Below are 26,261 nucleotides of genomic sequence, written 5' to 3' on the forward strand. Positions count from 1 at the left end.
CCTCCTCTTGCCTGTTTGCTCCGATAATGAATTCGGAATGATCACCCGTCATGGAAGGGGGAGGTTGGTGGGGCTCGATGATGAGCCACTGATTGCAAGGTTGCACACGAAGGAGCATTGATGATGGGGAACAAAAATAATGATCGAAGGGGAGACCTGGCTGAGGGGGTCGGTGATCGAGTAGGGGAGGGCATCAACGCCATGGCCTCTGCGGATGAGACCGGAGGCGCTGTCGCAGGCCAGGGCATGGATGCGAGCCTGGCTCCGGATACCGGCAGAAAGCTCAACAGCAAGGAGAAGGTCCGTTTCGCCATTGGGTTCGCCCTGGTATCCCTGCTCTGGGCCGCGCCCTTTTCCATGGGTTCGGGGGTTCTTCTGCCTCAGATCTTCAATACTCTGCACGGGGTCAGCGCCGAAGCGGCCCTAGGGACGATGAATTCGATTGGTTGCGTATTCGCCCTGGTGGCCAACGTTGTTTTCGGCGCTCTCTCTGATATGTCCAGGTTCCGCGTCGGCAAGCGCACCCCCTGGATCGTGCTGGGCGGTATCATAGGCGCCCTCGGTTTTCTGATGATCATACAGTCGCATACCCTTTTCATGATCATCTTTGGCTGGTGCATCGTCCAGGTGGGCATCAACTGCCTGATAGCCCCGGCTGTGGCGGTCCTCTCAGACAGGATTCCCGAATCGACCAGGGGAACCTATTCGGCTCTGTATGGTGCCAGCCAGGTGGTCGGTCAGCAACTGGGAAATATCATCGGCAGCTCGTTCATAGCCAACATCCGCACGGGCCTGATAGTCGGCATGATCATCTTCCTCTTCTCCGGAATCCTCACCGTGTTGATCTGGCCGCGCGAGAAGTCAGCTGCAAACACAGTCGTGGAACGGACTTGGGCTGACGTTGGCCGGTCCTTCATACCGCCCACCAAGAACAGCCGTGACTTCTACATGGCGCTTCTGGGCAGGTTCACTTTCATCGTCGGCTGTTACATGATCCAGGGCTACCAACTCTACATTCTGCAGAAGTACTGCCGCTTGAGTGATGACCAGGCTGCATCCACACTCAAGATCATGGCTCTGCTCTCGGTAATCACCACCATCCTGGCCGCTGTGGTCTCAGGCCCTCTTTCGGACTTCCTGCAGAAGCGGAAAGTGATCGTGGCCATCAGCTGTCTGATCATTGCTCTCGGGATGGTTTTCCCCTTCCTGATGCCGACCGCAACCGGCATGTACATTTATGCCGCCCTGGCTGGAATCGGCAACGGCTGCTACATGTCAGTGGATCAGGCGCTGAATGTCGATGTGCTGCCGAATGCCAAGGAGGCTGGCAAGGACCTGGGCATCCTCAACCTGGCCAATACAATAGGCCAGGTGATCGCCCCCGGATGCACCACTCTGGTTATCGGCATCTTTGGCGGCTATAGGATGATCTTCCCCGTCGCCATCGTCTGCCTGCTGGCGGGGACCTTCTTTATCATGATGATCCGTAAGGTCAAGTGAGTCTGAAAACCTGTAATCCGGACCTGTGATGAGCAGCGGCCCGGGCAATCGAATCCGAAAGGACACAGACATGACGGAAAAATCGCATACCAAAGCCGAGGATCTGGATCTGCAAGAGGAGGCCTCGCTGACCTCGGGATCCGACTCCTGGCACCTGCAGGGACTTCCCGACAAGGGCTATGAAGGCTATATGATCACCGACGGCCCTTATGGCCTGCGCAAGGCCACAGGCTCCGACGTCTACGGCTCGGTCCCGGCCACCTGCTTCCCTCCGACCGCCGGACTGGCCTCCTCCTGGGATCCTGATCTGACCTACCAGGTGGGCCAGGCCATGGGCGAAGAGTGCATCCAGGAGAGGGTGGCCGTGATTCTGGGCCCCGGCATCAACATCAAGCGCAGCCCGCTGGGCGGCCGCAACTTCGAGTTTTACTCGGAGGACCCGGTCCTGGCAGGCCACCAGGCCGCAGGCATGGTCGAAGGGGTCCAGTCCAAGGGAGTCGGAACCTCTCTGAAGCATTTTGCAGCCAACAACCAGGAGACCGACCGGCTCAGGGTCAGCTCTGACGTGGACGCGCGCACCCTGCGCGAGATCTACCTGCCGGCCTTCGAATACGTGGTCAGGAAGGCCAAGCCCTGGACCATCATGTGCGCCTACAACAAGATCAACGGGGTCTTCAGCTCGGAGAACCGCTGGCTGTTGACGGAGGTTCTGCGCGGCGAGTGGGGCTATCAGGGCATGGTCATGTCGGACTGGGGCGCTGTCCACAACAGGGTCGATGCCCTGCAGGCCGGGCTCAATCTGGAGATGCCGCCCTCCCGCACCGACGACCAGGTGGTCCAGGCCGTGCAGGCTGGCAATTTGGACAAGGAACAGCTGGACCGGATGGCCCAGGGGATCCTTGACCTGATCGACAAGGCCCGTCCGGCCATGTCCCAGCAGGGGTATCGCTACGACGTCCAGGAGCACAACAACGTGGCCCGTCGCGCGGCCCAGGAGTCCATCGTGCTGCTGCGCAACGAGGATCGGATCCTGCCGCTTGATCCGAAGAAGAAGGTCGCTGTCATCGGCGAATTCGCCCGGACTCCGCGCTACCAGGGCGGTGGTTCCTCGCACATCACACCCACCGAGGTCTCTTCGGCGCTGGATGGCTTCAAAGAGGCAGGCATGAATGTGGACTTCGCGCCCGGGTTCACGTTTGACGACAAGGAGCAGGATCCTGCTCTGACCCAGCAGGCGCTTGAGGTCGCGCGCGGAGCCGATGCCGTGGTGCTCTTCCTGGGATTGCCTGATTACGCTGAGTCCGAGGGCTTCGACCGCACCAGCATGGATCTTCCTGACAAGCAGGTGGCTCTGCTCAAGGCTGTCTCCGAGGTCAACGACCGGGTGGTCGCCGTCCTCTCCAATGGAGCCGTGGTGACAGTTGCCGACTGGATGGACAAGACCAAGGGTCTGCTGGAGACCTGGCTGCTGGGCCAGGAGGGAGGACGCGCCGTGGTGGATGTGCTGACCGGCGCCGCCAATCCCTCGGGACATCTGCCTGAAACCATTCCGGTCCGGCTGGAGGACAACCCCACCATCACCTCCTTCCCCGGCGAGGAGGGTCACTCCCGCTATGGCGAGGGCGTCTACGTGGGCTACCGCTACTACGACACCTTCCAGCGTCCGGTGGCCTTCCCCTTCGGGTTCGGGCTGTCCTATGCAGACTTTGACCTGGATCAGGTTGCGGTGACCAAGACCGGAGCCAACTCGGCTCGGGTGGAGGTGACGGTGACCAACACCTCGCAGGTGGACGGCGCTCAGACCGTGCAGGTCTATGTGGCCCCCTGCGCCAGCCGGGTGAACCGGCCCAGCCATGAGCTCAAGGCCTTCGCCAAGGTCTTCCTGAAGGCCGGGCAGTCCCGCCGAGTGAGCATGGACCTGACTGAACGCGACTTCGCCTACTGGTCCACAGCCATGGATACCTGGCATGTGGAGGCGGGCACCTACCGTATCCAGGTGGGTACCTCCAGCCGCGATCTTGTTGCGGAGCAGGACCTGCAGGTGGACGGCGACGGCAGGTTCATTCCGTTGAATGCCGAATCGACCATGGCCGAGTGGCGTGAGAATTCGATCGGCGGGCCCATCCTGCGTGACCGTGTCGAGCAGGATGGCATACCGCTGCCCGACGATCCCAATACGGCCCAGCTTTTCGACACCATGCCTCTGGCCTCGGTCATCACCCTGTCGGGCGGCGATGGCAATGGCATCGTGGCTGACATGGTCGACCGGTATAACCAGGCCCTCAAGCAACAGGGTCTGGACTCCTGACACCGAGGTCGGCTGGGCTCAGGGTCCTAGGAACCAGACAGCCACGTTCATGGCCTGGCTGGAGTCGAAGTGCTCCAGCAGGACCATGGCGTTGACAAATGTCAGGATCAGACCAGCCAGGCAGGCCAGTGTCAGCAGGCTCATGACGGCCGCTCCCGCAGTGGAGCGGCCGTCTTCGTATATTGAGAATGCAGCGGCTATGACCACCACGGCGGCCAGGCAGATCAGCCAAGCGAAATCGATGGTATAGCGCACTGAGAATCCGCCAATATAGGAGTCCGCGGCCATGACCAGGACCGCCAGGGCCAGGGCCAGGATCAAGGCGGGCATCCATCCCCGGCGCTGCAGATAGTTTCGCACTCGGGGCAGGGCGATTAGGGCAATGGCCAGCAATAGTACCGGGGAGGTGACCAGGAGCCCGCCCAGGCCAGGTTCGGTGAAGTGCCAGATCCGCATGGGAGCCGGGGAGAATTGCAGGTAGGGGAAGACGGGCAGACTGGTCAACGGCTGCAGCAAATAGTAGCCGAAGATCTGAAGCAGGCCCTGGGTGCCGGGATGATAGTTGGTCAGGTCCAGGACGGTCATTTGATAACGGTTGCCGAAGTCCAGCAGGGATCCGAACCGCCAATGGTTGTACCAGAGCAGGGGGGCGGCCACCAGGAGGACCGGCAAGAGACCGCAGGTCAGCAGGGACAGCGCCCGCCCCCGGGACAGGCCGTCAGGATGGCTGCCACGCGTGAACAAGGTACTGAATACTGCCTTTATTTCCCGGGCAAACAGGGGTAGCGCCAACAGACCGGCGGCCAGGAAGGTGGGTCGGCAACCCAGGGTGGCAGTCACTGACAGCGATCCCAAAAAAAGCCGGGTTGGGGACAGATGCCAGGGGTTATCCCCGTCTTCTATGGTCCACATACGTGTTGACCGATGACTCGGATGTTCACCAGCGTCCGCAGTCTGTTGCCTGACCCGTCTGGCCCCCATCCAGAGCCAAAGTCCGGTCATGACCGCCAGCAAGGAGGCATCGAAGGGAATCGTATAGAAGTTCCGGCGGCACCAGAGGTAGACCATGCCGGATCCTCCCAGCATGGTCATAAGGGCCATGCCGACCACGGCCAAGTTGACCCGGGGGTACCAGCGGGCCAGCAGGCGGATGGTGGCCAGAGCCGTCATGATGGTGGCCGCCGCAACCAGCAGGGCTGCAGCCGAACTGGTGGGCAGGGCATAGCCGCCTGGATGCACCAGGCCGGTAATCGCTCGGTAGGGCAGGAAGAGCAGCAGCACCGGCAGGACGCCGAAGTAGGAGTACCAGTGGCCGCTCCGGTAGACGTAGTCCCAATATATGGGTTGCTGGTCCTGGGCCAGCAGTGCGTTGCGGGTGGCTATGTCAAAGGGGTTGGCTGCCTTGGCCAGACCTGGCGCCTGGCCCAGATCCAGCCAGGGGCGTCCATGAAGAAGGGCCTGGGCTACGTGATCGTACTGGTTGAAGTCGTAGACGTAGGCATGCGGCTGGTGGTAGGCCATGGGAGTGAAGGTGGACAGATCATGCTGGATGTTCCAGCAGGACCAGGCTGCCAGCGGGGCCAGGATCAGGGCCAGGACCAGGCGCTGGCTCGCTGAGCCCGTATCCAGCCGGGTCCGCCAGAGGATCGAGCCGGGCAGGTAGCCCAGGATCAGCGCCGCCAGACAGGCCAGCATCAGTATCCGCGCCAAGCTGAGGTCCAGGGGGACCACCTTGGCCGGGGTCATACCGGTCAGTGCCAGCCGGGATCCGGTGGGTTCCTGTATCCACAGGCGCATGGACTGGATCCGGGCGCCGCTGGGTTTTCCACGGATGCGCAGATAGTGGCTGCGGGCCTGACCGGGGCAGATCAGCCCTCGGGTGCCCTGGGTCCAGCCCCCATCGCCGGCCAGGCGCAGGTCCAGACGTACATGGATCTGCGACAGGAATGAACCCTCGATATCCTCTGCCAGATGGGCCTGAACAAAGGATGCCTGTCCATCGGCGACAGGGACATCCACCCAGGCGCCAGCCGGATCGGTGACTTTCAGTCCCCCGCCCGGCAGAGGGGACAGCCCTGGTCCCAGCCGGCCTGGTGGGGAGTGGGCATCGCCCGTAGTCTGTGCCGGAGAGTTTGACCTGGAGCCTATCAGGGACTGCCAATGGGCCAGATTGAACACTCCCAGTTCGAGGATGAGCACAACAACAAGCGCTGCCAGCAGCCGAATGGTCGTGCCCCTGGCCGGGGTGGGTCGTCGCAGGGCTGGCAGAGTCATCACGGTTTTATTCTAACGGCGACATGTCGCGCTGGATTGGGACAATCGAAGGTATGTCCAAGAACGCGAAGAAGTCCCGGGGGTTCGGGGATCTGTCCGGCCTGGGCCGTTCCATTCTTTCCGCACTGGAGGGATTGGTGGGCTCCTCTCGGCCGACCACAGGGGGTCGTGGGGATCGTCCCCTGGATTCTTCGGTGGCCGACATGGTCGATCTGATCAACCGGACGGGAGGCCATCCGGATGATCGGCAGATGCGCGAATTCCTGGCCTCTCACAGCCGTATTTTAGGTATTGCTGTCAAGCGCCGGCTTTTTCCCCGCCTGCAGGGCGTGCCCGAGGGGCTGACGCTGGGCTGGGTCCAGTGGTCCGATGCCCCTGGCCGGGGCTTCGCATTGGGGATCTTCACCGATCGCCGTCACTTTGCCCAGATCGCTCTGGCTGACGACCATGGCCGGGTTTTCATTGGCGAGCAAAGCCGGATGGATCTGCAGAATATGGAGCCTGCCTTCTTGCTGGGTCGGGAGGAGGAGGTGACCTTGGCCGACGGTCGTCGGCTGGGCCTTGATCCAGAACAGGGTTCGGGGCCGGTCCGCGCCCTGCAAGGTGCTGTAGTAGGTCGTGACGATGCCGGCCACCTGCGCTGGTTGGCCTCCTGGCTGCGGTCCAATGGCCGCTATTGCCTGGAGCAGCTGCGTCCCCTGCTGCCTCCGGAGATGCGTCTGGACCTGGAGTATCGGGATGCTGTGGCCATCGCCTTCTTCGCCGCCTACCTGCTGCCGCGCATCCAGGGGACCTTCACTGGGTTCGGCTCGGGCAACATCTTCTACCGGCTCAACCGGGAGGCACCGATGGGAGCCATCCGACGCAGCGTGGGCGACATGATCCAGGCACGCTCCCATGGGCAGCGGGTCTCCGGGCTGGAGGATCTGTTCGCCGACCTGATGCGTGAGGCCGGGGCCCTGTCGCCCGTCTCGGGTTTGGAGGCCGTTCACGGGGCGGAGCCCCTGCATCTGTATGCTTCCTCCTACTCCGGTGCCTACTTCCTGAGCTGGGATAACGGACTGGAGTTCACTGCCGCCTTGGCGGCCCTGCGCATCGAAGGCAATCTGAACAGGTTTGCCGCAGTCAGCGCCTGGCTGGAGCGCAATGCTCGCCTGGGGACGCTGCCCACCGAGGACTCGATCAACCGCGTCCAGGCTACCCGGCTGGACCAGGCCCTCTTGGACGATCCTGCCATTGTCGCCCTGCTACGCCCGGGAGACTATCCGATTCGCTTCGATCCCCTGGAGGATGACGGGCGGACTGCTATCAATGCCATGGTCGACAAGGCTGCAGCCACCGCTGTCATGGTCCGTCAACAGGCTCCCCGGGCGCTGCCCGTGCGAGCGGACGGCCAGGGCCAGGAGCCGGTGCGATCCGAGTGGGTCTACCGGCAGACGATGGCCATGCTCATGCGATCCCTTCGATTGCCCTTCCGTTTTGATGTGGAGTTCAGGTCCAATCTTGCCCAGGGACAGGTAGCCTTGGCCTTCACCGCGGCAGGGCGCACCATGATGCCCTCCAGCCGCTACGAGGACAAGTCACGGGCCTGGCGGGACCTGGACGAGGGCGAACGTTCCGCCATGAGCGCTGACTACAATTTGCGCGTCGGGCTGATGATGGCCGCCCTGGCCTTCGGAGCGGATCCAGCTGTGCGCGAGGTCAGCCTGCAGATCGACTCCATCGGTCTGGAAGAGGCTGTCGACCAGCAGAACTCGGCCATCAGGACCATGATGGGACAGGCTTTGGAGGCCTTTGAACGCATGCGTTCGGGTGAGGTGGCCCCCACTGGGTCCAAGGCTGATCCCAAGGATGGCGACGTACACGGCGATCCCGCCAAACCTATCGCCTCCCGGATGGCTCCTGAGCAACAACAGGACGAAGAGGAAGACAAGGCCGAGGATCAGGGCGAAAAGGAATCCGTGGATCGTGAGTTCAAGGATCTCATGCAGGGCGTGGACCTTGACTCTGCAGCCTTTGCAGCGCCGTCGTCAGCCAATGGGGATGCATCGAAGGAGGATGTCTCCAATGATGATGCCTCCGCAGATCAGAGCGACGACGACGCATCGCAGAACCCGCTCAGCGCTCTGCAGAGCAATCCGACCATACGCACCTTGGTTTCGGTGGTCTTCAGCAGGGAACTCTTCCTCTCCCGCATCCGTTCACAGGGTCTGAAGGATCCACGTGCCGTCTACCGCTTCTTCGACGCGGCCATGCAGGTGGATTCCCAGGGCGGGCTCAAGCCCACTGAGGCTGTCTTCGACATGCGCGATGATCACTTCAGCCCCCATGGCAGCCAGGAGGAGCCCGAGTTCTCCGAGGTGGCCTTTGCCGACAAGTCTGCCAAGGCACTGGGCGCGCATCAGGCTGTGGATCTGTCCATCCAGCGGGCCGACCTGCTGCAGAGGGCTGTAGGCGGCTTCCATCAGCTGGCTTCTGACCGGGCCATGACTTCGGCAGCCAAGGCCCAGGCGGCCACGGGCATCATCGAAAGCATCGGCGACCCGGAGCTGGAGCAGCTGGCGCCTCAGGTTGCCAGCGCCATGATCGACGGCACCCCTGTTCCCGACTTCGACTTCTCCCTGTCATCCCAGTTGGACAAGGAGCGCGTCAAAGCCCGCGATCTGCTCTTCTCCGGCGGCGCAGCCCAGGGCATACAGGTTGAGCAGGATGCCATCGCCCATATGGATGCCGTCTTTGCGGCCGAGGGCCAGGTGCCCCGCTACTTCAACTCCTACGCCGAGCGGGTGGTCTATAACCGCCTCTTCGCCACACCGGGGGAGCGGACCCTGCTCATTCCTGACAACCTCTTCTATGCCCACCTGGAGATAGCCGATCTGCTGGCCCAGCTCAAGGAGGACCAGGCGGCCCTCAAACACCTGAACGCCATGGTGGCCTATGCGCCCGCCTACCCGCTCTCCCACCTGAAGCTGGCAGTCATGCTGGCCAACCGGGAGGACTGGGATTCGGCCCGGGCTGCCACACTCAATGCTCTGAGGGTGGCTCTGGACCGGGACGATGCCTCCTTCGCCTACTACCGTCTGGCCTATGCCTCATGGATGCGCGACGAGTTCGACGTGGCTGCAGCGGCCTATCTGATGAGCGAGCACATCAGTCCTGACCGGATACCAGCCCTCAAGAGCGAGCTGGCCGAGCTGCAGGCCAGGGCCCGCTCCCAGTGCGTGGTCCTGCCCGAAAACCACAGACAGGCCCGCCAGGTGCTGGCTGAACATGGCCTGCCGGTCTGGCCTCACACCGAGGTGGCTTCGATAGTGCGCCAGGCCGCGCGCATCTGTGTGGACGGCGGGCTCTTCGTCCCGGCCCGAACCCTGTCAATGGCGGCCGCCAGGATGAACGACGACGATAATGAAGGTGTTGATGTGGTACAGGCACAGTTCATGAGGTCGCTCAATGCATGACAAAACAGCTCAGGAAGATATTCAGCAAACCAGTGATGAGGATGGCAATGCCCAGTCCAGGCCCAGGCCGGGCACTGACCGATGGATAGCCTCCCTTCAGCCCGACGATGCCGATGCCATGCGGCTCGGGGAGCTGGATCTTGACTCCCTGGGAGCCCAACAGGCCCAGCGTCTCTGGTCCAGGCTGGCCGCCTGGGTGGAGTCCGACCAGGTCGCCTACTACATAGACGATGCTCCGGTCTCCTCCGACGCGGCCTACGATGCCAGGATGCGTTGCCTGCAGGAGCTGGAGTCCCGCTTTCCCAGCCTGGATACCCCCCAGTCGCCGACGCACCGGGTCGGAGGGACCTTCTCCAACGACTTCGCCTCGGTCCGCCACCCCTCCCAGATGCTCAGCCTGGATGATGTCTTCAGCGTCGCCGAGCTGCGCCAGTGGTATGAGGGGCTTCGCAGCGAGCTTGACTGGCCAGAGGACAAGGCTCTGCCCATGACCAGCGAGGTCAAGATCGACGGCCTGGCCCTCAACCTTCTCTACCGCAACGGGGTCCTGGAGCAGGGGCTGACCAGGGGGGACGGGGTGACCGGAGAGGATATCACCCTGAACGTCCGGACCATCCCAAGCATTCCGCAGAACCTGTCCGGTCCGGCCCGCGACATCCCTGAGTTCGTGGAGGTCCGCGGCGAGGTCTTCATGCGGTTCGACGATTTCAACGCTCTCAATGAGCAGCAGGAGAAGGAGGGCAAGGCGCCCTTTGCCAACCCTCGCAACGCCGCCGCCGGGTCTCTTCGGCAGAAGGACCCGCGCATTACAGCCAGCCGTCGTCTGAGCTTCTACGCCCATGGCCTGGGCTCCCTGAGGTGGGGCCCGGCCCATCCCAAGGGGACCCACGACGAGGTCATCGACCAGTCCCAGGCCTACGACCTCTACAAGCAGTGGGGGATTCCGGTCTCTCCCCACAACCGGGTCGTCACCTCCTTCGACCAGATCCTGGACATGATCGACTATTACGGCCAGCACCGCAATGACATCGAGCATGCCCTGGACGGCATCGTCGTCAAGCTTCAGGACCGGGATCTTCAACGCAGGCTGGGTGCCACCTCACGCGCCCCCCGCTGGGCCGTGGCATACAAGTATCCGCCGGAGGAGGTCAATACCCGGCTTCTGGACATCACTGTCCAGGTGGGCCGGACCGGGCGAATCACCCCGGTGGCTGTGCTCACCCCGGTCACCGTGGCCGGGTCCACGGTCTCCAGGACCACCCTCCACAACGCCTCTGAGGTCAAGCGCAAGGGCATTCTGATCGGGGACACGGTCGTGGTCCGCAAGGCGGGCGATGTGATCCCCGAGCTGGTCGGACCGGTCGTCGAGGCCAGGAAGGGGCGCGAGAAGGAGCTGAGACCCTTCGTCATGCCCGAGACCTGCCCCAGCTGTGGCGCCCGTCTGGCTCCGGCCAAGGAGGGCGATGTGGACATCCGCTGCCCCAACGTGGAGTCCTGCCCGGCCCAGCTGACCGAGCGGATCATCCATATGGCCTCGCGAAAGGCCCTGGACATCGAGCATCTGGGGGAGCAGAGCGCCATAGCCCTGACCAACCCCGATGAGAACCGGCCTGATTCCGTTGAGGTCTACGCCCCCGGCCTGCGTGAGGTCCTGGTCGACCAGGGCGGCCAGGCAGCCCCCTACCAGCCGGACCCGGACCTGAAGCTTCCGCCACGTCAGGATCCGGTCCTGACCAGCGAGGCAGGCCTCTTCGACCTGAAGGTGGAGGATCTGCGTCAGGTCTATGTCTGGCGTGAGGTTCCCCTGATGGAGCAGGTGGAGGTCGAAGGCCGGCAGGGGCGTGCCGCAACCAAGCGCAGGACTGGCGGCAGCGGCCTCTGGTACCGGGTGCCGGCCTTCTATAATCTGCCCAAGGGCGCCCAGGCTGGACAAGGCGAGCGGGCCATGAACAGTCATGAGACCCAGGTCCAGGAGGCCGCACTGGACAGTGCCGACGCCCAACCCTCCAGGAACACCCTGCAGATGCTTGAAGAGATCGACAAGGCCAAGCATGCCGATCTGTGGAGGGTCCTGGTGGCCCTGTCCATCCGGCACCTGGGACCGACCTCGGCCCGGGCCATCGCCACCCGATTCCCCTCGCTCAAGGCCGTGGAGGAGGCCAGCGTGGAGGACTTGTCCGAGCTGGACGGGGTGGGCCCCGAGATTGCGCACTCCATCCACGACTGGTTCCAGGGCGCCCGACAGCCCGGCGACTGGCGCGGTCGCATCCTGGATGCCTGGCAGGCCGCAGGGGTGGGCGCTCACGTCGAACGCAGCACCAAGCCGCAGACCCTGAAAGGCATGACCGTGGTGGTCACCGGCAGTCTGGAGGACTTCTCCAGGGACTCTGCCAAGGAGGCCATCGTGGAGCGCGGCGGCAAGGCTTCTGGGTCCGTCAGCAAGAAGACCACCTATGTGGTGGTCGGTGCCAACCCGGGCTCCAAGGCCGACAAGGCTGAGAGCCTGGGCCTGCCCATCCTGGACGAGGCGGCTTTCCACCGTCTGCTTGACACCGGCGACCCAAGCCCGGCCCAAGGCTGATTGTGACATTCGCAATATCCGACCAGCCGCGCCCTAGCAGCCGATGGCTGGGCGCGATATGGTGACGGCATGGAACAAGTAGAGCATCGCAAGGAAGGGACCCGGAATCTGGAGGAGCTGCCTCGAAGAATCAAGGGGGAGGTCTATGAGCGGCTCAGCCGGGTCATCGATCCAGAACTGGGTCGATCCATCACCGATCTGGGCATGATCACTGACATCATTGTCGAGCCAGCCAGGGATGCCCAGGCCGACTACGAGGTGACCGTGCGGGTGGAGCTGACCATCAAGGGATGCCCGCTGTCGACCACCATCACCAACCAGATCAACGGGACCGTGACCTCCTACCCGCGAGCCCGGCTGCGTCCGCATATCGATGTCTCCTCCATGAGCCGGGAGAAACTGGACAACCTGGTGGCCGACCTCAAGGCCGCCCGGCGCAGCAACCCTTTCTCCAAGCCTGGCGTAGGCACCCGCATCTTCGCCATCGCCTCGGGCAAGGGGGGCGTGGGCAAATCCTCGGTGACGGTCAACCTGGCGGCCACGCTGGCTGCCCTGGGCTATGACACGGCCGCCATTGACGCGGACATCTACGGATTCTCCCTGCCTGGGCTCTTCGGCGTGCACAGCCGGCCCACCAACTTGCACGGCATGCTGATGCCGGTGACCGCCTGGGGGGTCAAGCTGATCTCCATCGGCATGTTCGCCGGGTCGGACCGGGCCATCCTCTGGAGGGGTCCCCGTCTGCAGCGCTCGCTGGAACAGTTCCTCTCTGATGTCTGGTGGGGGGATCCCGATGTGCTGCTGCTGGATCTGGCTCCTGGCACCGGGGACATGGCCCTGTCAGTGGCTCAGGCCCTGCCCAACAGCCGGCTGATTGTGGTCACCACCCCCCAGCCCTCGGCCTCGCAGGTGGCCGTGCGTTCAGGGCTGGTGGCCCTCCAACTGCCCACCAAGGTCCAGGGTGTGATCGAAAACATGTCCTGGTATGAGCACAATGGTGAGCGGCTGCGCATCTTCGGTCAGGGCGGCGGCCAGCGGGTGGCCGACCAGCTGACCCGTGACCTGGGGTATCAGGTGCCCCTGCTGGAGCAGCTGCCCCTGCAGACCGACCTGCGCGAGTCGGGGGAGTCCGGCCGTCCGGCTGTCTTGAGGTCAGATGGCTCCCTGGATGATTCGCCGCTGACCGAGCGATTCGTGGATCTGGCCAAGACCCTGATGGAAGGTTCGGAGCCTGGCGATGCTCGTCGGGCCGCCGGTGAGGACTGACTCTAAAACAAGGTTATTAGTCCGGTGCCGTGCCTTACCTGAGGCTAGACGGCGGCCGGGCTCTTTTGACTGGTGATTTGCCGCGAAGGGATGGCCAGGAACCAGGGAACTGCCAGCACGACCAAGCCGATGGCGCACATGGCCAGGAAGGGAATGACCTCATGTCCGGCCAGGATGTAGGAGGCGAACATGGGTCCCACGATGTAGCCCAGGGAGGCGGCCGTATTGAGCAGGCCGAACATGCGTCCGCTGAAGGATGGCCCGGCCAGTTCGGCGGCTACAACCGGCTGGGAGATGCCCATCATGACCTCGCCCAGCCCGAAGATGGTGATGCCCAGGGAGGCCACGCTCAGGGCGCCGGGGGTGGAATCCAGGCGCAGGCCCAGGACGATGATCACCCAGGCCGCAGCCCAGAAGACCGGCACGGTGCGCAGCAGGCGCACATGGTTGGCGTCCTTGAGCCGGGGCAGCAGCACGATGTTCATGATGACCACCGAGAAGGTGTTGACCACGTCCACCACTGACAGGGACCAGCGGGGAATGTGCGGATCGGAGATCAGGGTGGTGACCAGGCCGGCGTCGAACTGGGAGTAGCCGAACAGGTCCATGAAGAAGGTTCCCATGGTCAGCAGGGCCATTGAGGCCAGCACCCTGGTCAGGGAGCTGGTGCGTCCGCCGAAGGTGCCGTTGACGGTCATGCTTTCTGCGCCCTCTGCCTGGCTGGCCTTTAGGGCATGGGTTGCCCCTGCGGATTCCTGGACGACCTCTCGCTCTGCCTGGGCCTTGAGCTCAGCCGTCAGCCGGCGCAGCTGCCAGTGTCGTTCGATGACCAGCAGGGACAGGCTGAGCAGGGCGAATCCTAGGGCCCTGCCGCCGAAGCCAATGCGGTAGAGGAAGTCCTGACCGCCTGCGGCCAGCAGTCCGCCTACAGCCGCCCCAAGGCCGATGCCCAGGTTGAGCTCGGCCTGGTTGATGCCGTAGACAATCCGATGCTGCTCTCTGGTGGAGATCTGTGTCAGGATGCTGGCCCAGGAGGTCTGCATGCCCATCCCCAGGCCCGAGACGAAGGCACCCGCGACTGCTGCCCGGTAGTCGTGGGCCATGGTGAAAATCAGGGGGCCGATGACCGAGAAGATCATGGCCGTGTGCATGGCCAGCCAGGAGGAGCGACGATCCGAGACCCAGCCGATGATGGGGTTGGAGATCAGGGACCCCACGGAGCTGATGGTCACCAGGAGGGCGGCCTCGCTCATGGTGGCGCCCAAGGAGTGGGTGGCGAAGAGCAGCTCGATGGGCATAACCAGACCGATGCCGAAGTTGCACATGAGGTCCACGATGAGCATGGCTCGCAGATATACGGGCAACTCCATGAACTCACGCAGCCAGCGCATCGGTTTCCACCTCCATCGGATCCGTTTTCATGCCTCTCCTCATTCTGGCCTGACCGCCTGCCGGGATGCCGGGGCTGGCGTGTTGCCGTCTATAGGCGGGATGCAAAAAGGCCCGACCCTTCAGCAGGAAGGATCGGGCCACATGTGACCTGGCCGGTCAGCCAGCGTCAGCCGTCAAGTGAACTCAGATGTGGAAGTAGAGCTCGTACTCCAGGGGGGTGGGGGCCAGACGGGTCTGGTCCAGCTCGCCGTGCTTCAAATCCAGCCAGGTCTGGATCAGGTCATCGGTGAAGACGTCGCCCTCGCTCAGGAAGTCGTGGTCCTCCTCCAAGGCGTTCAAAGCCTCCTCCAGGGAGCCGGGCACCTGCTTGATCTGGGCGTGCTCCTCCGGGGGCAGCTCATAGAGGTCCTTGTCGATGGGGGCCGGAGGCTCGGTGTGGTTGAGGATGCCGTCCAGTCCTGCCATCAGCTGGGCCGAGAAGGCCAGGAAGGGGTTGCAGGAGGGGTCGGGGGCGCGGAACTCGATCCGCTTGGCGGCAGGCGAGGTGCCGGCCAGGGGGATACGGATGGCCGCCGAACGGTTCCTGGCCGAGTAGACCAGGTTGACCGGGGCCTCGTAGCCGGGCACCAGCCGCTTGTAGGAGTTGGTGGAGGGGTTGGTGAAGGCCAGGACGGACGAGGCATGTTCGATCAGGCCGCCCACATACCAGCGGGCGATGTCGGAGAGTCCGCCGTAGCCGTTCTCGTCGTAGAAGAGGGGCTTGCCATCCTTCCAGAGGGACTGATGGCAGTGCATGCCGGTCCCGTTGTCCCCGGCGATGGGCTTGGGCATGAAGGTGGCAGCCTTGCCGGCCAGGGCGGCGGTCTCGTGGACCACGTACTTGTACTTCATCAGGTCGTCGCCTGCATGCAGCAGGGTGTTGAAGCGATAGTTGATCTCCTGCTGGCCGGCGCCGCCCACCTCGTGATGGGAGCGCTCCAGAATCAGGCCCACCTTCTGCAGGTTGGCCACCATGTCGTCGCGCAGATCCTGGTAGTGGTCGATGGGTGGCACAGGGAAGTAGCCCTTCTTGACCCGGTTCTTGAAGCCGATGTTGTCGGAGCCGTCCTCCTCAACGTCGACGCCCGAGTTCCAAGGAGCCTCGATGGAGTCGACCTCGTAGAAGGAGCGCTGCATGCTGTTCTCGAAGCGGACCTTGTCGAAGATGAAGAACTCGGCCTCGGGGGCGAAGGAGGCCGTGTCGGCGATGCCGGTGGAGCGCAGGTAGGCCTCCGCCTTGGCGGCAATCTGCCGGGGGTCGCGCGAGTAGGGCTCGTCGGTCACCGGGTCAACAATGGAGAAGGCCACATTCAGCGTGCGATGACGGCGGAAGGGATCCAGGTAGGCAGTCTCTGGATCGGGAATCAGCTTCATATCCGATTCGTTGATGGCTTGGAAGCCTTGGACGGAGGAGCCGTCGAAGGCCATGCCGTCCGTGAAGGCGTCCTTGAGGAATTCGCTGGCGGGCACGGTGAAGTGCTGCTGAACCCCGATCAGGTCCGTGAACCTGACTGAGACATATTCCACGCCCTCCTGGTTGATCAGAGCTTCGCAATCGGCCTTTGACTTCAGTTCTCTCACTGAACTGCTCCTTTCGTGGAAACCGTAACGGTCACCCAGTCTAGGGGACCGGTTTTTTCAGCAATGCGCCGCTGAGGTTACGGGGGTGTTTCATGCGAAGGTCCCGGCGCCTCCCTCAGGGAGACGCCGGGACCTTGAAAACATCAGCGCCCGCGCATGGCCTTGCGGCTGACATGTATCTTGGTCGGATCGATGCCCTTGGGCATTCCCAGGGCGCTCTGCCGCTTTTGCAGGGTGACCAGCCGGTCGTTCAGGGTCTCCAGCTCGGTGGCGGTCAGCTTGACCTTCTTCTTGATCACGGTGCGCTGGAGCTTGTTGAGCGGAACCTGGTCGGGTCCGTGGCCCACGCTGATCCGGTAGATGGGGATGGCCGACCCGCGGGTGATGCGGCGGATCTTCTCCTCTTCGCGGTTCATGGCCTTGTTGACGCGGTTGTAGTCGCCCTCGGCTATCAGGTAGACCCCGGTTCGGCCGGTGCCCCTCCAGACGGCGTCCTTGGTCTTGGCATCAATCCATACAGGTTCCTGGGGGAAGGAGAAGCCCGCCTTGGAGATGCTGCTCAGCACGGCGGCGGCAGCGCCTGGACGACCCTCCATCTTGGCGTAGCCGACCTTGTCGGAGCGCCTGGTCAGGGTCATGGTGGCCAGAAGCAGGCCGACCATGATGCCCAGAAGCACGGTCAGGATCCAGGACAGCCAGCCAAAGTGAGCCAGCAGGCAGATCACCACGGCTATCAGTGTGGGCACCAGGATGGCCGCGGCCAGCAGCCAGGGAAGAGCCTTGTCCTCTGCGTAAGTGAATTGGTAGATCTTGACGATCTGACTGATCGTGCTGTTCTTCTTTTTTGTTTTTTTGCCCTTGGTGTCCTCTGTAGCCATGCCATCCTCACTCGGAAACGTTCACTGGTTGACCAGTCTACCGCATGCCTACTGCATGTTCAGGGGTCTGCCGTCAGCCTTGAGCAGGGCCTCTCCAATGGCTTCCGAGAAGGTGGGGTGGGGATGGATGAGCCCGGCCGCCCGGTGCAGGGGGATCTGGTTGCCCACCAGCTGCTGGGCCTCGGCGATATTCTCGGAGGCCTGGGGGGAGACCATCTCCAGACCGACGACTATCTGCTTCTCCAGATCGGTGGCTTGGCAGGCGGTGATCAGGCTGAGGGTGCCCTGCAGGCCGCTCATGCGCATGCGCGAGTTGGCCATCATGGGGTAGATGGTCTCCTTGACCTGGTTCAGCGATGGATCATCCTCGGCCTCCTGGCGGCTGAAGCCCACTGCTGCGGCCTGGGGGGAGGAGAAGACCACGCGGGGTATGGTGGCCTCGTTGACAGGTTCAGGATCCAGACCAGAGGCGGCATCGGCCAGGGTGATGCCCTGCTGGAAGGCCCTGTGGGCCAGATGGTGACCCGGGGTGATGTCGCCCAGGGCCCAGACCCGGTCGCGGCTGGTGCGCCCTTGGGAGTCGGTCAGGACCTGGCCCTGTTCGTCCAGGTCGATGCCCAGCTCCTTCATATGCTGGGGGTTGGTATTGGGGTCCCTGCCGATGGCCACCAGAACCAGATCGGTCTCGAGCGCTCCCGCCTGGCCCTTGTCGTCGGCCGGCTGGTAGTCGACCTGCATGCCTCTATCTGCGGGCAGACGGTGTCCGCCCGAGCAGCGGGCATGGGTAATGATCTGAATTCCCTGACGTTTCAGTTCCCGGGTCATGATCTGGCCGGTCCGCCGACCCCAGTGGGAGAGCACCCGGTCATGCCTGACCATCAGGGTCACCTGGCAGCCGGCTTGGTTCCAAATAGTGGCGAATTCCAGGGCCACCGCACCTGAACCGATAATCAGCGCCCGGCGGGGGAAGGGCTTGAGGGTCAGCGCCCGGTCGGTGTCGATGACCAGATCATCGAAGGGGAGTTCCTCCAGGGCCCTGGCATGAGACCCGGTGGCCAGGATGGTATCGCAGGTGGTCAGCCGGGTTCGATTGCCGTCAGCAGCGGTCACCTCCACCAGGCCGTCGCCAACGATGGTGCCGTGGCCGTGCACCACGGTGATGCCACGCTGCTTGAGCAGGCTTGCCAGGCCGCCGGTCATGGCGTCCACCATACGGTCCTGATAATCCTGGAGCTTCTGGTAGTCGATGCTGGCCGAGCCGATATTGATGCCCATGGCGGCTCCAAGGTCAGCCTGTTCGAGAACCTGTGTGGCTGTCAGCAGGGCCTTGGTAGGGATGCATCCGCGGTTCAGGCAGACGCCGCCGACCACAGGGTCCTGCTCGACCAGGGCCACCCGTCCGCCCAGCTCTGCCGTGCGCAGGGCCGTGGCATAGCCGCCTGGGCCCGATCCGATGATGATGGTGTCGTACTGGCGGCTGTCGGCATCCCATGGGTCAAGAGACTCTGTGCCGGGTTGGTTGATCGATTGCTGCATAAGAATCCATGCTAGCCGTACCGGCTGGGAGAATGAAGAGCATTCGCACAATGTGGAGTAAGTACAAAAACCGCCCGGAACCCAAAGGGCACCGGGCGGCGCTACCAGTCCATCGTTCGGTATGTCAGGACGGTTCGCTGTCAGTCGGGCCAGTGCCCGCGCTTGCTCTGATTGGGCTTGGGAACCCGCCAGCGCCGGACCATCATGGCACGTTGCCAGGCGTAGGAGGCCGAACGTGAACCTTTGGCCACCGAGCGCTCGCCGAACTTGTCGATCAGCAGGCGCTTGAGCTTACGCCACATCAGCCAGGTGTCGACCAGGGCCACGATCAGGTAGCCATACAGCAGGACGGTCACCACCATGGTGAAAGTGGCATAATGCTGCGGACCCACGAACATGCCCATCAGGGTGGCGACGAACATAAGGATGATGGCCGGGAATATCCATTCCAGCAGATTGAAGCGGGCATCCACATAGTTGCGGATGTAAATCCTCCAGGGCAGGCGCTCCGACTTGGGCATGTGGTCGAGGTCGCCGGTCCTCATGGCCTCGTACTGGGCATCCTCACGGGCCCGGATCCGGGCCTTGGCGGCCTTGCGTGAGGCCTTGCGGTCCTTGGGGACCAGCGGGCGCAGGTTCCGGGCCTCAGCCTGCTTGCGCTTGGGTGTGGGGCGTCCCTTGCCTCGTGCTTCTTCAGTGGAGGCCGTCTGGTCCGCCTCCGCCTCTTTGTCCCGTCGATCCTTGCGTGAGAAGGGGTTCCATGTCATGCGAACAGGTTACGGTGACGCCTAGACTCGCAAGCATTGATTCGCAAGCAATCACAGGAGGTAACGATGGCGGAGCTGGGCCTGGAGACGATCCGCACACGTGTGCAGGACGATAGGAGCCGGATCGTCGATCTGCTCAAGGACAAGATCGCCCTGGCTTCGGTTTCGGCCAAAGGGATCACCGGGGATCACATGCGGCGATCGGCCGACTATGTGGCCGGACAACTGCGGCAGGTGGGTGTGGATGCCCGGGTGGTCCAGGCGACCAATCCTGATGGGACCCCGGGCGCCTTCGAGGTGATCGGATCCCGGCAGGTGGATGACAAGGCCCCGACCGTCCTGCTCTACGCTCATCACGATGTGCAGCCGGTGCCCGATCCCTCCCAGTGGTCCACTGACCCCTTTGCCGGCGTGGAAAAGGAGGGACGGCTCTACGGACGCGGATCGGCCGACGACGGCGGCGGCATCGCCATCCACTCGGGTGCCCTGCACGCCCTGGGCAAGGACCTGCGCGTCAACGTCAAGGTCTTCATCGAGGGCGAGGAGGAGATGGGCTCGCGCAGCTTCATCCCCTTCCTCCAGGCTCATCGGGACGATTTCGCCTCGGATCTGATCATCGTGGCCGACTCGGGCAACTGGTCGGCGGACACCCCCAGCCTGACCACCTCCCTGCGAGGGAATGCGGACCTGGATGTCACGGTCACAGTCCTTGAGCACCCGGTTCACTCCGGGCAGTTCGGCGGGCCCATCCTGGATGCCAACACCCTGGCTGCCATGCTGATCGCCTCCATGTATGACGACCAGGGTCAGCTGGCGGTGCCCGGCCTGGAGGGCGGACAGCCCATAGGCGGCCTGCAGCGTGACCTGGACCAGGCCCAGCTGCGTGCGGATGCCGGCGTGGTGGACTCATATCGGCTGGCCGGAACCGACTCCCTGGCCTCCCGGCTCTGGACCAAGCCTGCAGCGGCGGTGATCGGCTTCGATGCCCACCCGGTGGAGGGCTCCTTCAACGTGCTGGCCGACAAGACCCGCTTCCGCATTTCGCTGCGGACAGCGCCCACCCAACGGCCTGAGCAGGCCGCGCAGGCTCTGGCTGATTTTTTGATCGCCCATGCTCCTCAGGGGGCCAGGGTGGAGGTCACGCCCGGCGACATGGGCATGGGATGGGCCATGGATGCCGGCAGCCCGGTGGTCCGGCAAGCCGAGGAGGCCATGCGGCAGGCCTTCGGTCGGGACCCGGTCAACAAGGGCGAGGGCGGATCCATCCCCTTCATCCCCGAACTCAAGCGGCTCTTCCCTGAGGCCCAGGTCCTGGTGACCGGCCCAGAGGATCCCCAGTCCAACGCCCACAGCCCGAACGAGTCCATCTCCCTGCAGGGGCTGGTCGACAACATCATCACTGAGGCCCTGCTGCTGGATTCCCTTGACCATCGTATGTTCTAAGATGGCAAGTGACACGGGGGCCGTATGCCTATGGGCGTGCGGCTGAGAGGAGGCTCAGCCTCAACCGGACGAACGTTTACCGGGTAATGCCGGCGCACGGATGTCACTGGACCCGTGCCTGAACGGGATGGCGCTCATAGGGAGCGCCCCGAGGAAAGGCACAAGATCATGACCGATGGTCATTTCATCAACAACACTGCTTCCGGATCGGAGCCGGAGTCCGAGCGGACTCCCTCCCAGGTCAGGACCCCCTCCCGACGGTGGAGGGTGGTGGATATCGCCGTAGCCTCGGTCATCGGGGTGGCCTCCGCAGTCATCTACTGGGTGGTCGCCATGGTGACCACCATTCCCTGGTCATTCCTGGACGGGGTCGTGCCCGGTCTGGGGGGCATTCTCAACGGTCTTTACCTGTTTGCCGGGCCCTTGGCATCGGTCATCGTGCGCAAGCCGGGGGCGGCCGTCTATGCCGAGCTGGTCGCAGCCATCCTGGAGTCGCTGCTGGGCAGCCAATGGGTGCCTGTGGAGACCATTCTGATTGGTCTGCTTCAGGGCTTCATGGCCGAACTGGTCTTCATGCTGCTGCGTTACCGGCGTTGGAACATGTCCACGGTTGCACTGTCAGGCGCTGCCGCTGGTTTCGGCTGCTGGCTGTACTCCTTCTGCACGCACCTGCAGGCCATCAACCTGACCGGCCCCTATGGGGTGATCTATCTGATAGCCACCCTGATCTCGGGCGCTCTGATCGCTGGAGTGCTGGTCTGGTACCTCTACAAGGCCATTGCCGCCACCGGGGCTCTGGACCGTTTCGCCTCCGGCCGCGATATTCGTACGGCTGGGAAGTAGAGGTCTGGGCGTGGACCGGAGCATCCAGGACAACCCCTACCGACCCGCAGCCTTGGAGCTGCGCGGTTGGGGTTATCGGCATGCCTATCGGAACCACTTCGCCGTCAGGGACCTCTCCCTGAGCATTCCTGCAGGTCAGCGGGTGCTGCTGCTGGGAGCCTCCGGCATCGGCAAATCGACCATCCTCGAGGGTGTGGCCGGGCTTCTGGGCGATCATGCCCCGCAGAGCGGTCAGGATCAGGTCGAGGATGACGAAGGCGGGGTGACCCAGGGCCAGGTCCTGATTGACGGCAATCCCGCCGTCTCCAGCCGGGGGCGTGTGGGGCTGGTCCTGCAGGATCCGGATGCCCAGGCCATCTTTCAGCGGCTTGGTGACAATGTGGCCTTCGGGCCCGAGAACATGGGGCTGCCCCGAGAGGAAATCTGGCCACGGGTGCAGAGGGCCATGGCCGAGGTGGGTTTGGCTGACCTGCAGCTGACCCGGTCCACCATGCATCTGAGCGGAGGGCAGATGCAGCGTCTGGCCCTGGCCGGCGCCCTGGCCATGCAGCCTGGGCTGCTCCTGCTGGATGAGCCCACGGCTAATCTGGATCCGGTCGGCGTCGACCAGATTGTCGGCGCCGTCAGGAAGGTTCTGGACCGGCAAGGCTCGACCATGATTCTGGTCGAGCACCGGGCAGGTCCATGGATGGATATGATCGACCGGGTCATCGTGCTTGGGCTGGGCGAGGTTGAAGACAGCACCGGCGGATCGGGCGCTGCGACCTATCGCAAGACGGTGATCATGGCCGACGGCAGCCCCCAGGAGGTATTCACTGATCCGGGATTGGACCTGGCCTCACTGGGCATCTGGGTTCCCGAAGCTTATAGGAGCGCCAGGGATTCGCTCCCTGAGCTTGGAGGGTCCAGGGTCAGGTCCGGGCAATCCGATCCCGGCCGGGATGATCATCCCGTCCTGCTGGCCGCTCAGGATCTGGCGGTGGGCCGTCAGGGCAAGGCAGTGGCCGAGCATATCGATTTGGAATTCAGGGCCGGTCAGATCACCGCCTTGGTCGGAGCCAACGGAGCCGGCAAGTCCACGCTGGCCATGACCCTGGCCGGTCTGCTGGAGCCAGTGGCCGGTTCGGTCCTTGCCCAGGACCGCCTGCTCCGGGAATCCCAGGGGCAGACGCCTGCCGAGCCCGAGCCCATTCGATGGACCTCATCCCAGCTGGCGGCGCGCATCGCCTATGTCTTTCAGAATCCCGAGCATCAGTTCGCCCGGGGCACGGTCTTGGATGAGGTCAAGTTGGCTCCAATCCGCACTGGCATGAGCGAGGACCGGGCCCAGGCTCGCGCCCTGGAGCTGCTGGACCGTTTCAGGCTGAGGCAGTACGCGCATGCCAACCCTTACACGCTCTCGGGCGGTGAGAAGCGGCGGCTCACCGTGGCCTCGGCCCTGGCCGCCGCACCTCAGATGCTGATTCTTGACGAGCCTACTTTCGGTCAGGACAGGAACACCTGGGTCAGCATGGCCCAGCTGATTGCAGACCTGCGCGACCAGGGAGCCTGCATCATCCTGGTCACCCACGACCGGGAGCTGGTCCAGGCCTTGGATGCCCGTCTGGTGGAGATGACGCCTCCGGGAGCCCAGAAGGCCGTCTGGCCTGTATCAGAGTCAGATTTGCAGGCCCGTCAGAAGACTGTTGCGGCCAGACTGACCGTCACGCCCATGGATCAGCGGGACGAGCCGGTCAAGCCGGCCAGCCGGTCGCCATACATAGCCTCCATCAATCCGGCCTTCCGTCTGATCGGGGCTTTCCTGGCGGCTCTGCCCCTGCTGATCAGCCTGGACCCGGTCTCGGCCACGACGGCACTGATCCTGGAGTTCCTGATGCTGGGCGCGGCAGGCTTCACACCCCTGCGGGTGGTCAGATCCACCTGGCCCATCTTCCTGGGGGCGCCCGGCTCGGCCCTGGCGATCATCCTCTACGGCAAGAGCGGCGGCGCCACCTTCTGGCAGTGGGGCATGATCCACATCACCCAGCGGTCGTTGGATCTGGCCCTGGCCACCGCGCTGCGAATCCTGGCCATCGGGATTCCCGCCATCATCACCGTGCTGGGAATAGACGCCACCGATCTGGCCGATGCCTTCAGCCAGGTGCTCCACCTGCCTGATCGCTTCGTCTACGGCGGGCTGGCCGGCATGCGGCTCTTCACCGTTCTCAAGGATGACTGGTCGGCCCTGACCGCCTCGCGCCGCAGTCGCGGGCTGGGCGATGAGAACCGTTTCAAGGCCTTTATGCCCCAGGCCTTCGCCCTGCTGGTCCTGTCCATCAGGCGTTCGACGACCTTGGCTACGGCCATGGAGGCCAGGGGTTTCGGCGGCAGCACACCGCGCACCCATGCCAGGGTTTCCCAGATCAGACCACGTGACGCCGGTTTCCTGCTCATATGCCTGGCTGTGCCTGCAATCTCCCTGACCCTGGCTGCCCTGACCGGCTCCATCGCCTTCTTCGGCAACTGATCGCCCGGGTTTTCCGCAGGCTCCGGATATAGAGGAACCCCGGTCCTTTCCGCCTCCCGCAGAGAGGGGAAAGGACCGGGGTCCGCCTGTGGTTGGAAGCGCTGGTCTTTTACCTGGCCAGAGTGGTGTTGATGTTGCGCACCTCGTCGAAGCGCTTGGAGGCATCCTCCCAGTTGACGATGTGCCACCAGGCCTTGACGTAGCTGGCCCGGTCGTTCAGGTACTCCAGGTAGTAGGCGTGCTCCCAGAGGTCCAGCAGGACCAGCGGGAAGATGGTGACGGGCAGGTTGCCCTGGTGGTCGTACATCTGCAGGGTGACCAGGCGCTCGCCCAGGGTATCCCAGGCAAGGACGGCCCAGCCGGAGCCCTGGATGCCGGCGCACATGGACTCGAAGTAGGTCTGGAAGCCCTGGAAGGACCCGAACTGGTCCTCGATGGCGGCCTTGAGCTCGCCAGTGGGCTCCTGGCCGATGGCCGGGGCCATGTTCTTCCAGAAGATGGAGTGGTTCTTGTGTCCGGCCAGGTTGAAGGCCAGGTTCTTCTCCAGCAGGTTGGACTGAGCCACGTTGCCGGACTCGGCCGCGTCGTGGATCTGCTCCAAGGCCTTGTTGGCACCGTTCACATAAGCCTGATGGTGCTTGTCATGGTGCAGCTCCATGATCTTGCCGGACACGTACGGCTCCAGCGCCGAGTAGTCGTAGGGCAGATCGGGAAGTGTGTATACGGGCATATCGTCTCCTCACAATGATTCTGGCCAAGCCAGACGAGTGATGGTCGGTCTGCGCCATACCAACAACGGACGTGGTCGACCCGACCGGTTCTTTAACACTAGCCCCTTGTCCGAGGAGCACAAGGGGCGCAGGCCTTTCTTTCAGTGAACTTTCCCACAGACGCGGGCTCATCAAGGTCCGTCGGCCGTGCTTTCGACTGCCGGGGCTAGAGTTGTGCCCATGCCCTTTGATGACTCCCTTCTTGACAATCCCCGTGCCCAACGAGTTCGCCGTCTGGCTGAACTGCAGAATCGGCGGGCCCGGCAGCATCATGGCCGCTTCCTGATAGAGGGTCCGCAGAGCGTGCGCGAGGCGGTCCGCTGGCGTCCCGACCTGCTGACTGACCTCTATGTTCAGGCGGATGAGTCCTCTTCTGTAGATAAGGGCGGTCATCCGCGGCCGCTCAACGAGACCGCAGGCGCCATCATGGAGCAGGCCCGGGAGCTGCCTGACTGCTATGGGCACTTCGTCTCGGCCCGGGTCATGCGTGCCATCAGCGGCAATGCGCAGGGGATCCTGGCCCAGGCGCGGACTGATGGATTTTTGGCACAAGCGACGGACCTTGACGATCCCCGGAGCCTGACGGGGGAGGGGCCCGACCTGGTGGCAGCCTTCTGGCAGATCCGTGATCCAGGCAATGCCGGAACCGTCATGCGCACCGCTGATGCCGCCGGTTGCCGGGCGGTCATCCTGGTGGACCAGTGCGTGGAACCCACCAATCCCAAGGTCATTCGCTCTACGGCTGGCTCGGCCTTTCACATACCCCTGGCGACCATGGGCACTGAGGACTTCCTGGCCCTGTGTAGACAGCAGGGCCGGGCCATGGTGGCGGCCGATGTCTATGGCACGCCGGACAAACCGGTCCGCTCCCTGAATGATTTGATGGCGAGCGGTGCCTTGTCCAAGACAGACACGGCGGGTCAACCCATGGCCCTGCTCTTCGGCAATGAGGCACGTGGGCTGCCCAATGAGCTGCTGGAGTCCATGGATCAGATCGTTCGCATACCCATATACGGGCGGGCTGAATCGCTCAATCTGGCTACCTCGGCGGCGGTGCTGCTCTACGCCATGGCCATGTCGAGTCGTATTGAAAGAATGTGAAAGCGTCAACGACCGGGA

The 26,261-nt window shown here is 63.6% G+C and carries 16 protein-coding genes and 1 riboswitch; of the genes, 9 read left to right on the top strand and 7 right to left on the bottom strand.

Translation table 11 applies throughout. From position 1 onward, the window contains the following. Window positions 1-123 precede the first annotated feature (123 nt). Together ACUIAH_RS00970 and ACUIAH_RS00975 are read left to right on the top strand one after the other, a co-directional pair. A complete protein-coding gene (locus ACUIAH_RS00970) occupies window positions 124-1,500 on the top strand; it encodes an MFS transporter (protein ID WP_445341088.1) in 1,377 nt (458 codons plus the stop codon). A 70-nt stretch (window positions 1,501-1,570) separates the two neighbouring features. Further along, window positions 1,571-3,808 (top strand): exo-alpha-(1->6)-L-arabinopyranosidase, encoded by a 2,238-nt coding sequence (locus tag ACUIAH_RS00975; RefSeq protein ID WP_445341089.1) that lies wholly within the window; start codon window positions 1,571-1,573, stop codon window positions 3,806-3,808. A gap of 18 nt (window positions 3,809-3,826) precedes the next feature. On the opposite strand, the gene ACUIAH_RS00980 is transcribed toward ACUIAH_RS00975, so the two are convergent. Continuing rightward, on the bottom strand, window positions 3,827-6,085 hold the full coding sequence (locus tag ACUIAH_RS00980) for a hypothetical protein (protein WP_445341090.1): 2,259 nt from the start codon (window positions 6,083-6,085) through the stop codon (window positions 3,827-3,829). A gap of 50 nt (window positions 6,086-6,135) precedes the next feature. On the opposite strand from ACUIAH_RS00980, the gene ACUIAH_RS00985 reads away from it, so the two are divergent. From ACUIAH_RS00985 to ACUIAH_RS00995, 3 genes are all read left to right on the top strand, one after another. After that, window positions 6,136-9,540, top strand: coding sequence for a tetratricopeptide repeat protein (locus ACUIAH_RS00985; RefSeq protein WP_445341091.1), 3,405 nt, complete (start codon window positions 6,136-6,138; stop codon window positions 9,538-9,540). Then, window positions 9,533-12,121 (top strand): NAD-dependent DNA ligase LigA, encoded by a 2,589-nt coding sequence (gene ligA / locus ACUIAH_RS00990; RefSeq protein WP_445341092.1) that lies wholly within the window; start codon window positions 9,533-9,535, stop codon window positions 12,119-12,121. Before ACUIAH_RS00985 ends, ligA begins: the two co-directional genes overlap by 8 nt. A gap of 69 nt (window positions 12,122-12,190) precedes the next feature. After that, window positions 12,191-13,387 carry an Mrp/NBP35 family ATP-binding protein gene (locus ACUIAH_RS00995; RefSeq protein WP_121914236.1) on the top strand — a complete coding sequence of 399 codons (1,197 nt, stop codon included), beginning with the start codon at window positions 12,191-12,193 and terminating at the stop codon, window positions 13,385-13,387. 44 nt (window positions 13,388-13,431) lie between these two features. Here ACUIAH_RS00995 and ACUIAH_RS01000 read toward each other — a convergent pair whose 3' ends face one another. The 5 genes from ACUIAH_RS01000 to ACUIAH_RS01020 all read right to left on the bottom strand — a co-directional run bounded on the left by ACUIAH_RS01000 (window position 13,432) and on the right by ACUIAH_RS01020 (window position 19,580). Next, entirely contained in the window at window positions 13,432-14,778 is a 1,347-nt protein-coding gene (locus tag ACUIAH_RS01000) for an MFS transporter (protein ID WP_445341093.1), read from the bottom strand. Window positions 14,779-14,962: 184 nt separating this feature from the next. After that, complete coding sequence (gene glnA, locus ACUIAH_RS01005) at window positions 14,963-16,399, bottom strand: type I glutamate--ammonia ligase (protein WP_445341094.1); 1,437 nt, start codon at window positions 16,397-16,399, stop codon at window positions 14,963-14,965. A gap of 143 nt (window positions 16,400-16,542) precedes the next feature. After that, entirely contained in the window at window positions 16,543-17,277 is a 735-nt protein-coding gene (locus ACUIAH_RS01010) for a DUF4191 domain-containing protein (RefSeq protein WP_313837977.1), read from the bottom strand. A gap of 48 nt (window positions 17,278-17,325) precedes the next feature. After that, the gene (locus ACUIAH_RS01015; RefSeq protein ID WP_445341095.1) at window positions 17,326-18,813 is read right to left on the bottom strand and encodes a dihydrolipoyl dehydrogenase family protein; all 1,488 of its coding nucleotides are present in this window, start codon (window positions 18,811-18,813) and stop codon (window positions 17,326-17,328) included. 140 nt (window positions 18,814-18,953) lie between these two features. Further along, complete coding sequence (locus tag ACUIAH_RS01020; protein ID WP_445341096.1) at window positions 18,954-19,580, bottom strand: DUF3043 domain-containing protein; 627 nt, start codon at window positions 19,578-19,580, stop codon at window positions 18,954-18,956. Window positions 19,581-19,646: 66 nt separating this feature from the next. Between ACUIAH_RS01020 and ACUIAH_RS01025 the strand changes: the two genes are divergently transcribed. The 3 genes from ACUIAH_RS01025 (at window position 19,647) to ACUIAH_RS01035 (ending at window position 24,372) form a co-directional block, all read left to right on the top strand. Next, complete coding sequence (locus ACUIAH_RS01025; RefSeq protein ID WP_445341097.1) at window positions 19,647-21,023, top strand: dipeptidase; 1,377 nt, start codon at window positions 19,647-19,649, stop codon at window positions 21,021-21,023. Between the two features lie 3 nt (window positions 21,024-21,026). Then, window positions 21,027-21,142, top strand: a riboswitch (TPP riboswitch). 49 nt (window positions 21,143-21,191) lie between these two features. Then, on the top strand, window positions 21,192-21,866 hold the full coding sequence (locus ACUIAH_RS01030) for an ECF transporter S component (protein ID WP_306221039.1): 675 nt from the start codon (window positions 21,192-21,194) through the stop codon (window positions 21,864-21,866). A gap of 10 nt (window positions 21,867-21,876) precedes the next feature. Beyond that, entirely contained in the window at window positions 21,877-24,372 is a 2,496-nt protein-coding gene (locus ACUIAH_RS01035) for an ATP-binding cassette domain-containing protein (protein WP_445341098.1), read from the top strand. A gap of 109 nt (window positions 24,373-24,481) precedes the next feature. On the opposite strand, the gene ACUIAH_RS01040 is transcribed toward ACUIAH_RS01035, so the two are convergent. After that, window positions 24,482-25,102, bottom strand: a complete 621-nt coding sequence (locus tag ACUIAH_RS01040; RefSeq protein ID WP_015022073.1) for a superoxide dismutase — start codon at window positions 25,100-25,102, stop codon at window positions 24,482-24,484. Window positions 25,103-25,322: 220 nt separating this feature from the next. Between ACUIAH_RS01040 and ACUIAH_RS01045 the strand changes: the two genes are divergently transcribed. After that, window positions 25,323-26,243 carry a TrmH family RNA methyltransferase gene (locus tag ACUIAH_RS01045; RefSeq protein WP_445341099.1) on the top strand — a complete coding sequence of 307 codons (921 nt, stop codon included), beginning with the start codon at window positions 25,323-25,325 and terminating at the stop codon, window positions 26,241-26,243. Window positions 26,244-26,261 lie beyond the last annotated feature (18 nt).

This window comes from Bifidobacterium sp. ESL0820, from assembly GCF_052606235.1.

Excerpts from the sequence above, each read along its gene's own strand:
- ACUIAH_RS00970 (WP_445341088.1), top strand. The coding sequence starts at position 124 with ATGGGGAACAAAAATAATGATCGAAGGGGAGACCTGGCTGAGGGGGTC.
- ACUIAH_RS00975 (WP_445341089.1), top strand. The coding sequence starts at position 1,571 with ATGACGGAAAAATCGCATACCAAAGCCGAGGATCTGGATCTGCAAGAG.
- ACUIAH_RS00985 (WP_445341091.1), top strand. The coding sequence starts at position 6,136 with ATGTCCAAGAACGCGAAGAAGTCCCGGGGGTTCGGGGATCTGTCCGGC.
- ligA (WP_445341092.1), top strand. The coding sequence starts at position 9,533 with ATGCATGACAAAACAGCTCAGGAAGATATTCAGCAAACCAGTGATGAG.
- ACUIAH_RS00995 (WP_121914236.1), top strand. The coding sequence starts at position 12,191 with ATGGAACAAGTAGAGCATCGCAAGGAAGGGACCCGGAATCTGGAGGAG.
- ACUIAH_RS01000 (WP_445341093.1), bottom strand. The coding sequence starts at position 14,778 with ATGCGCTGGCTGCGTGAGTTCATGGAGTTGCCCGTATATCTGCGAGCC.
- ACUIAH_RS01010 (WP_313837977.1), bottom strand. The coding sequence starts at position 17,277 with ATGGCTACAGAGGACACCAAGGGCAAAAAAACAAAAAAGAAGAACAGC.
- ACUIAH_RS01015 (WP_445341095.1), bottom strand. The coding sequence starts at position 18,813 with ATGCAGCAATCGATCAACCAACCCGGCACAGAGTCTCTTGACCCATGG.
- ACUIAH_RS01020 (WP_445341096.1), bottom strand. The coding sequence starts at position 19,580 with ATGACATGGAACCCCTTCTCACGCAAGGATCGACGGGACAAAGAGGCG.
- ACUIAH_RS01025 (WP_445341097.1), top strand. The coding sequence starts at position 19,647 with ATGGCGGAGCTGGGCCTGGAGACGATCCGCACACGTGTGCAGGACGAT.
- ACUIAH_RS01030 (WP_306221039.1), top strand. The coding sequence starts at position 21,192 with ATGACCGATGGTCATTTCATCAACAACACTGCTTCCGGATCGGAGCCG.
- ACUIAH_RS01040 (WP_015022073.1), bottom strand. The coding sequence starts at position 25,102 with ATGCCCGTATACACACTTCCCGATCTGCCCTACGACTACTCGGCGCTG.
- ACUIAH_RS01045 (WP_445341099.1), top strand. The coding sequence starts at position 25,323 with ATGCCCTTTGATGACTCCCTTCTTGACAATCCCCGTGCCCAACGAGTT.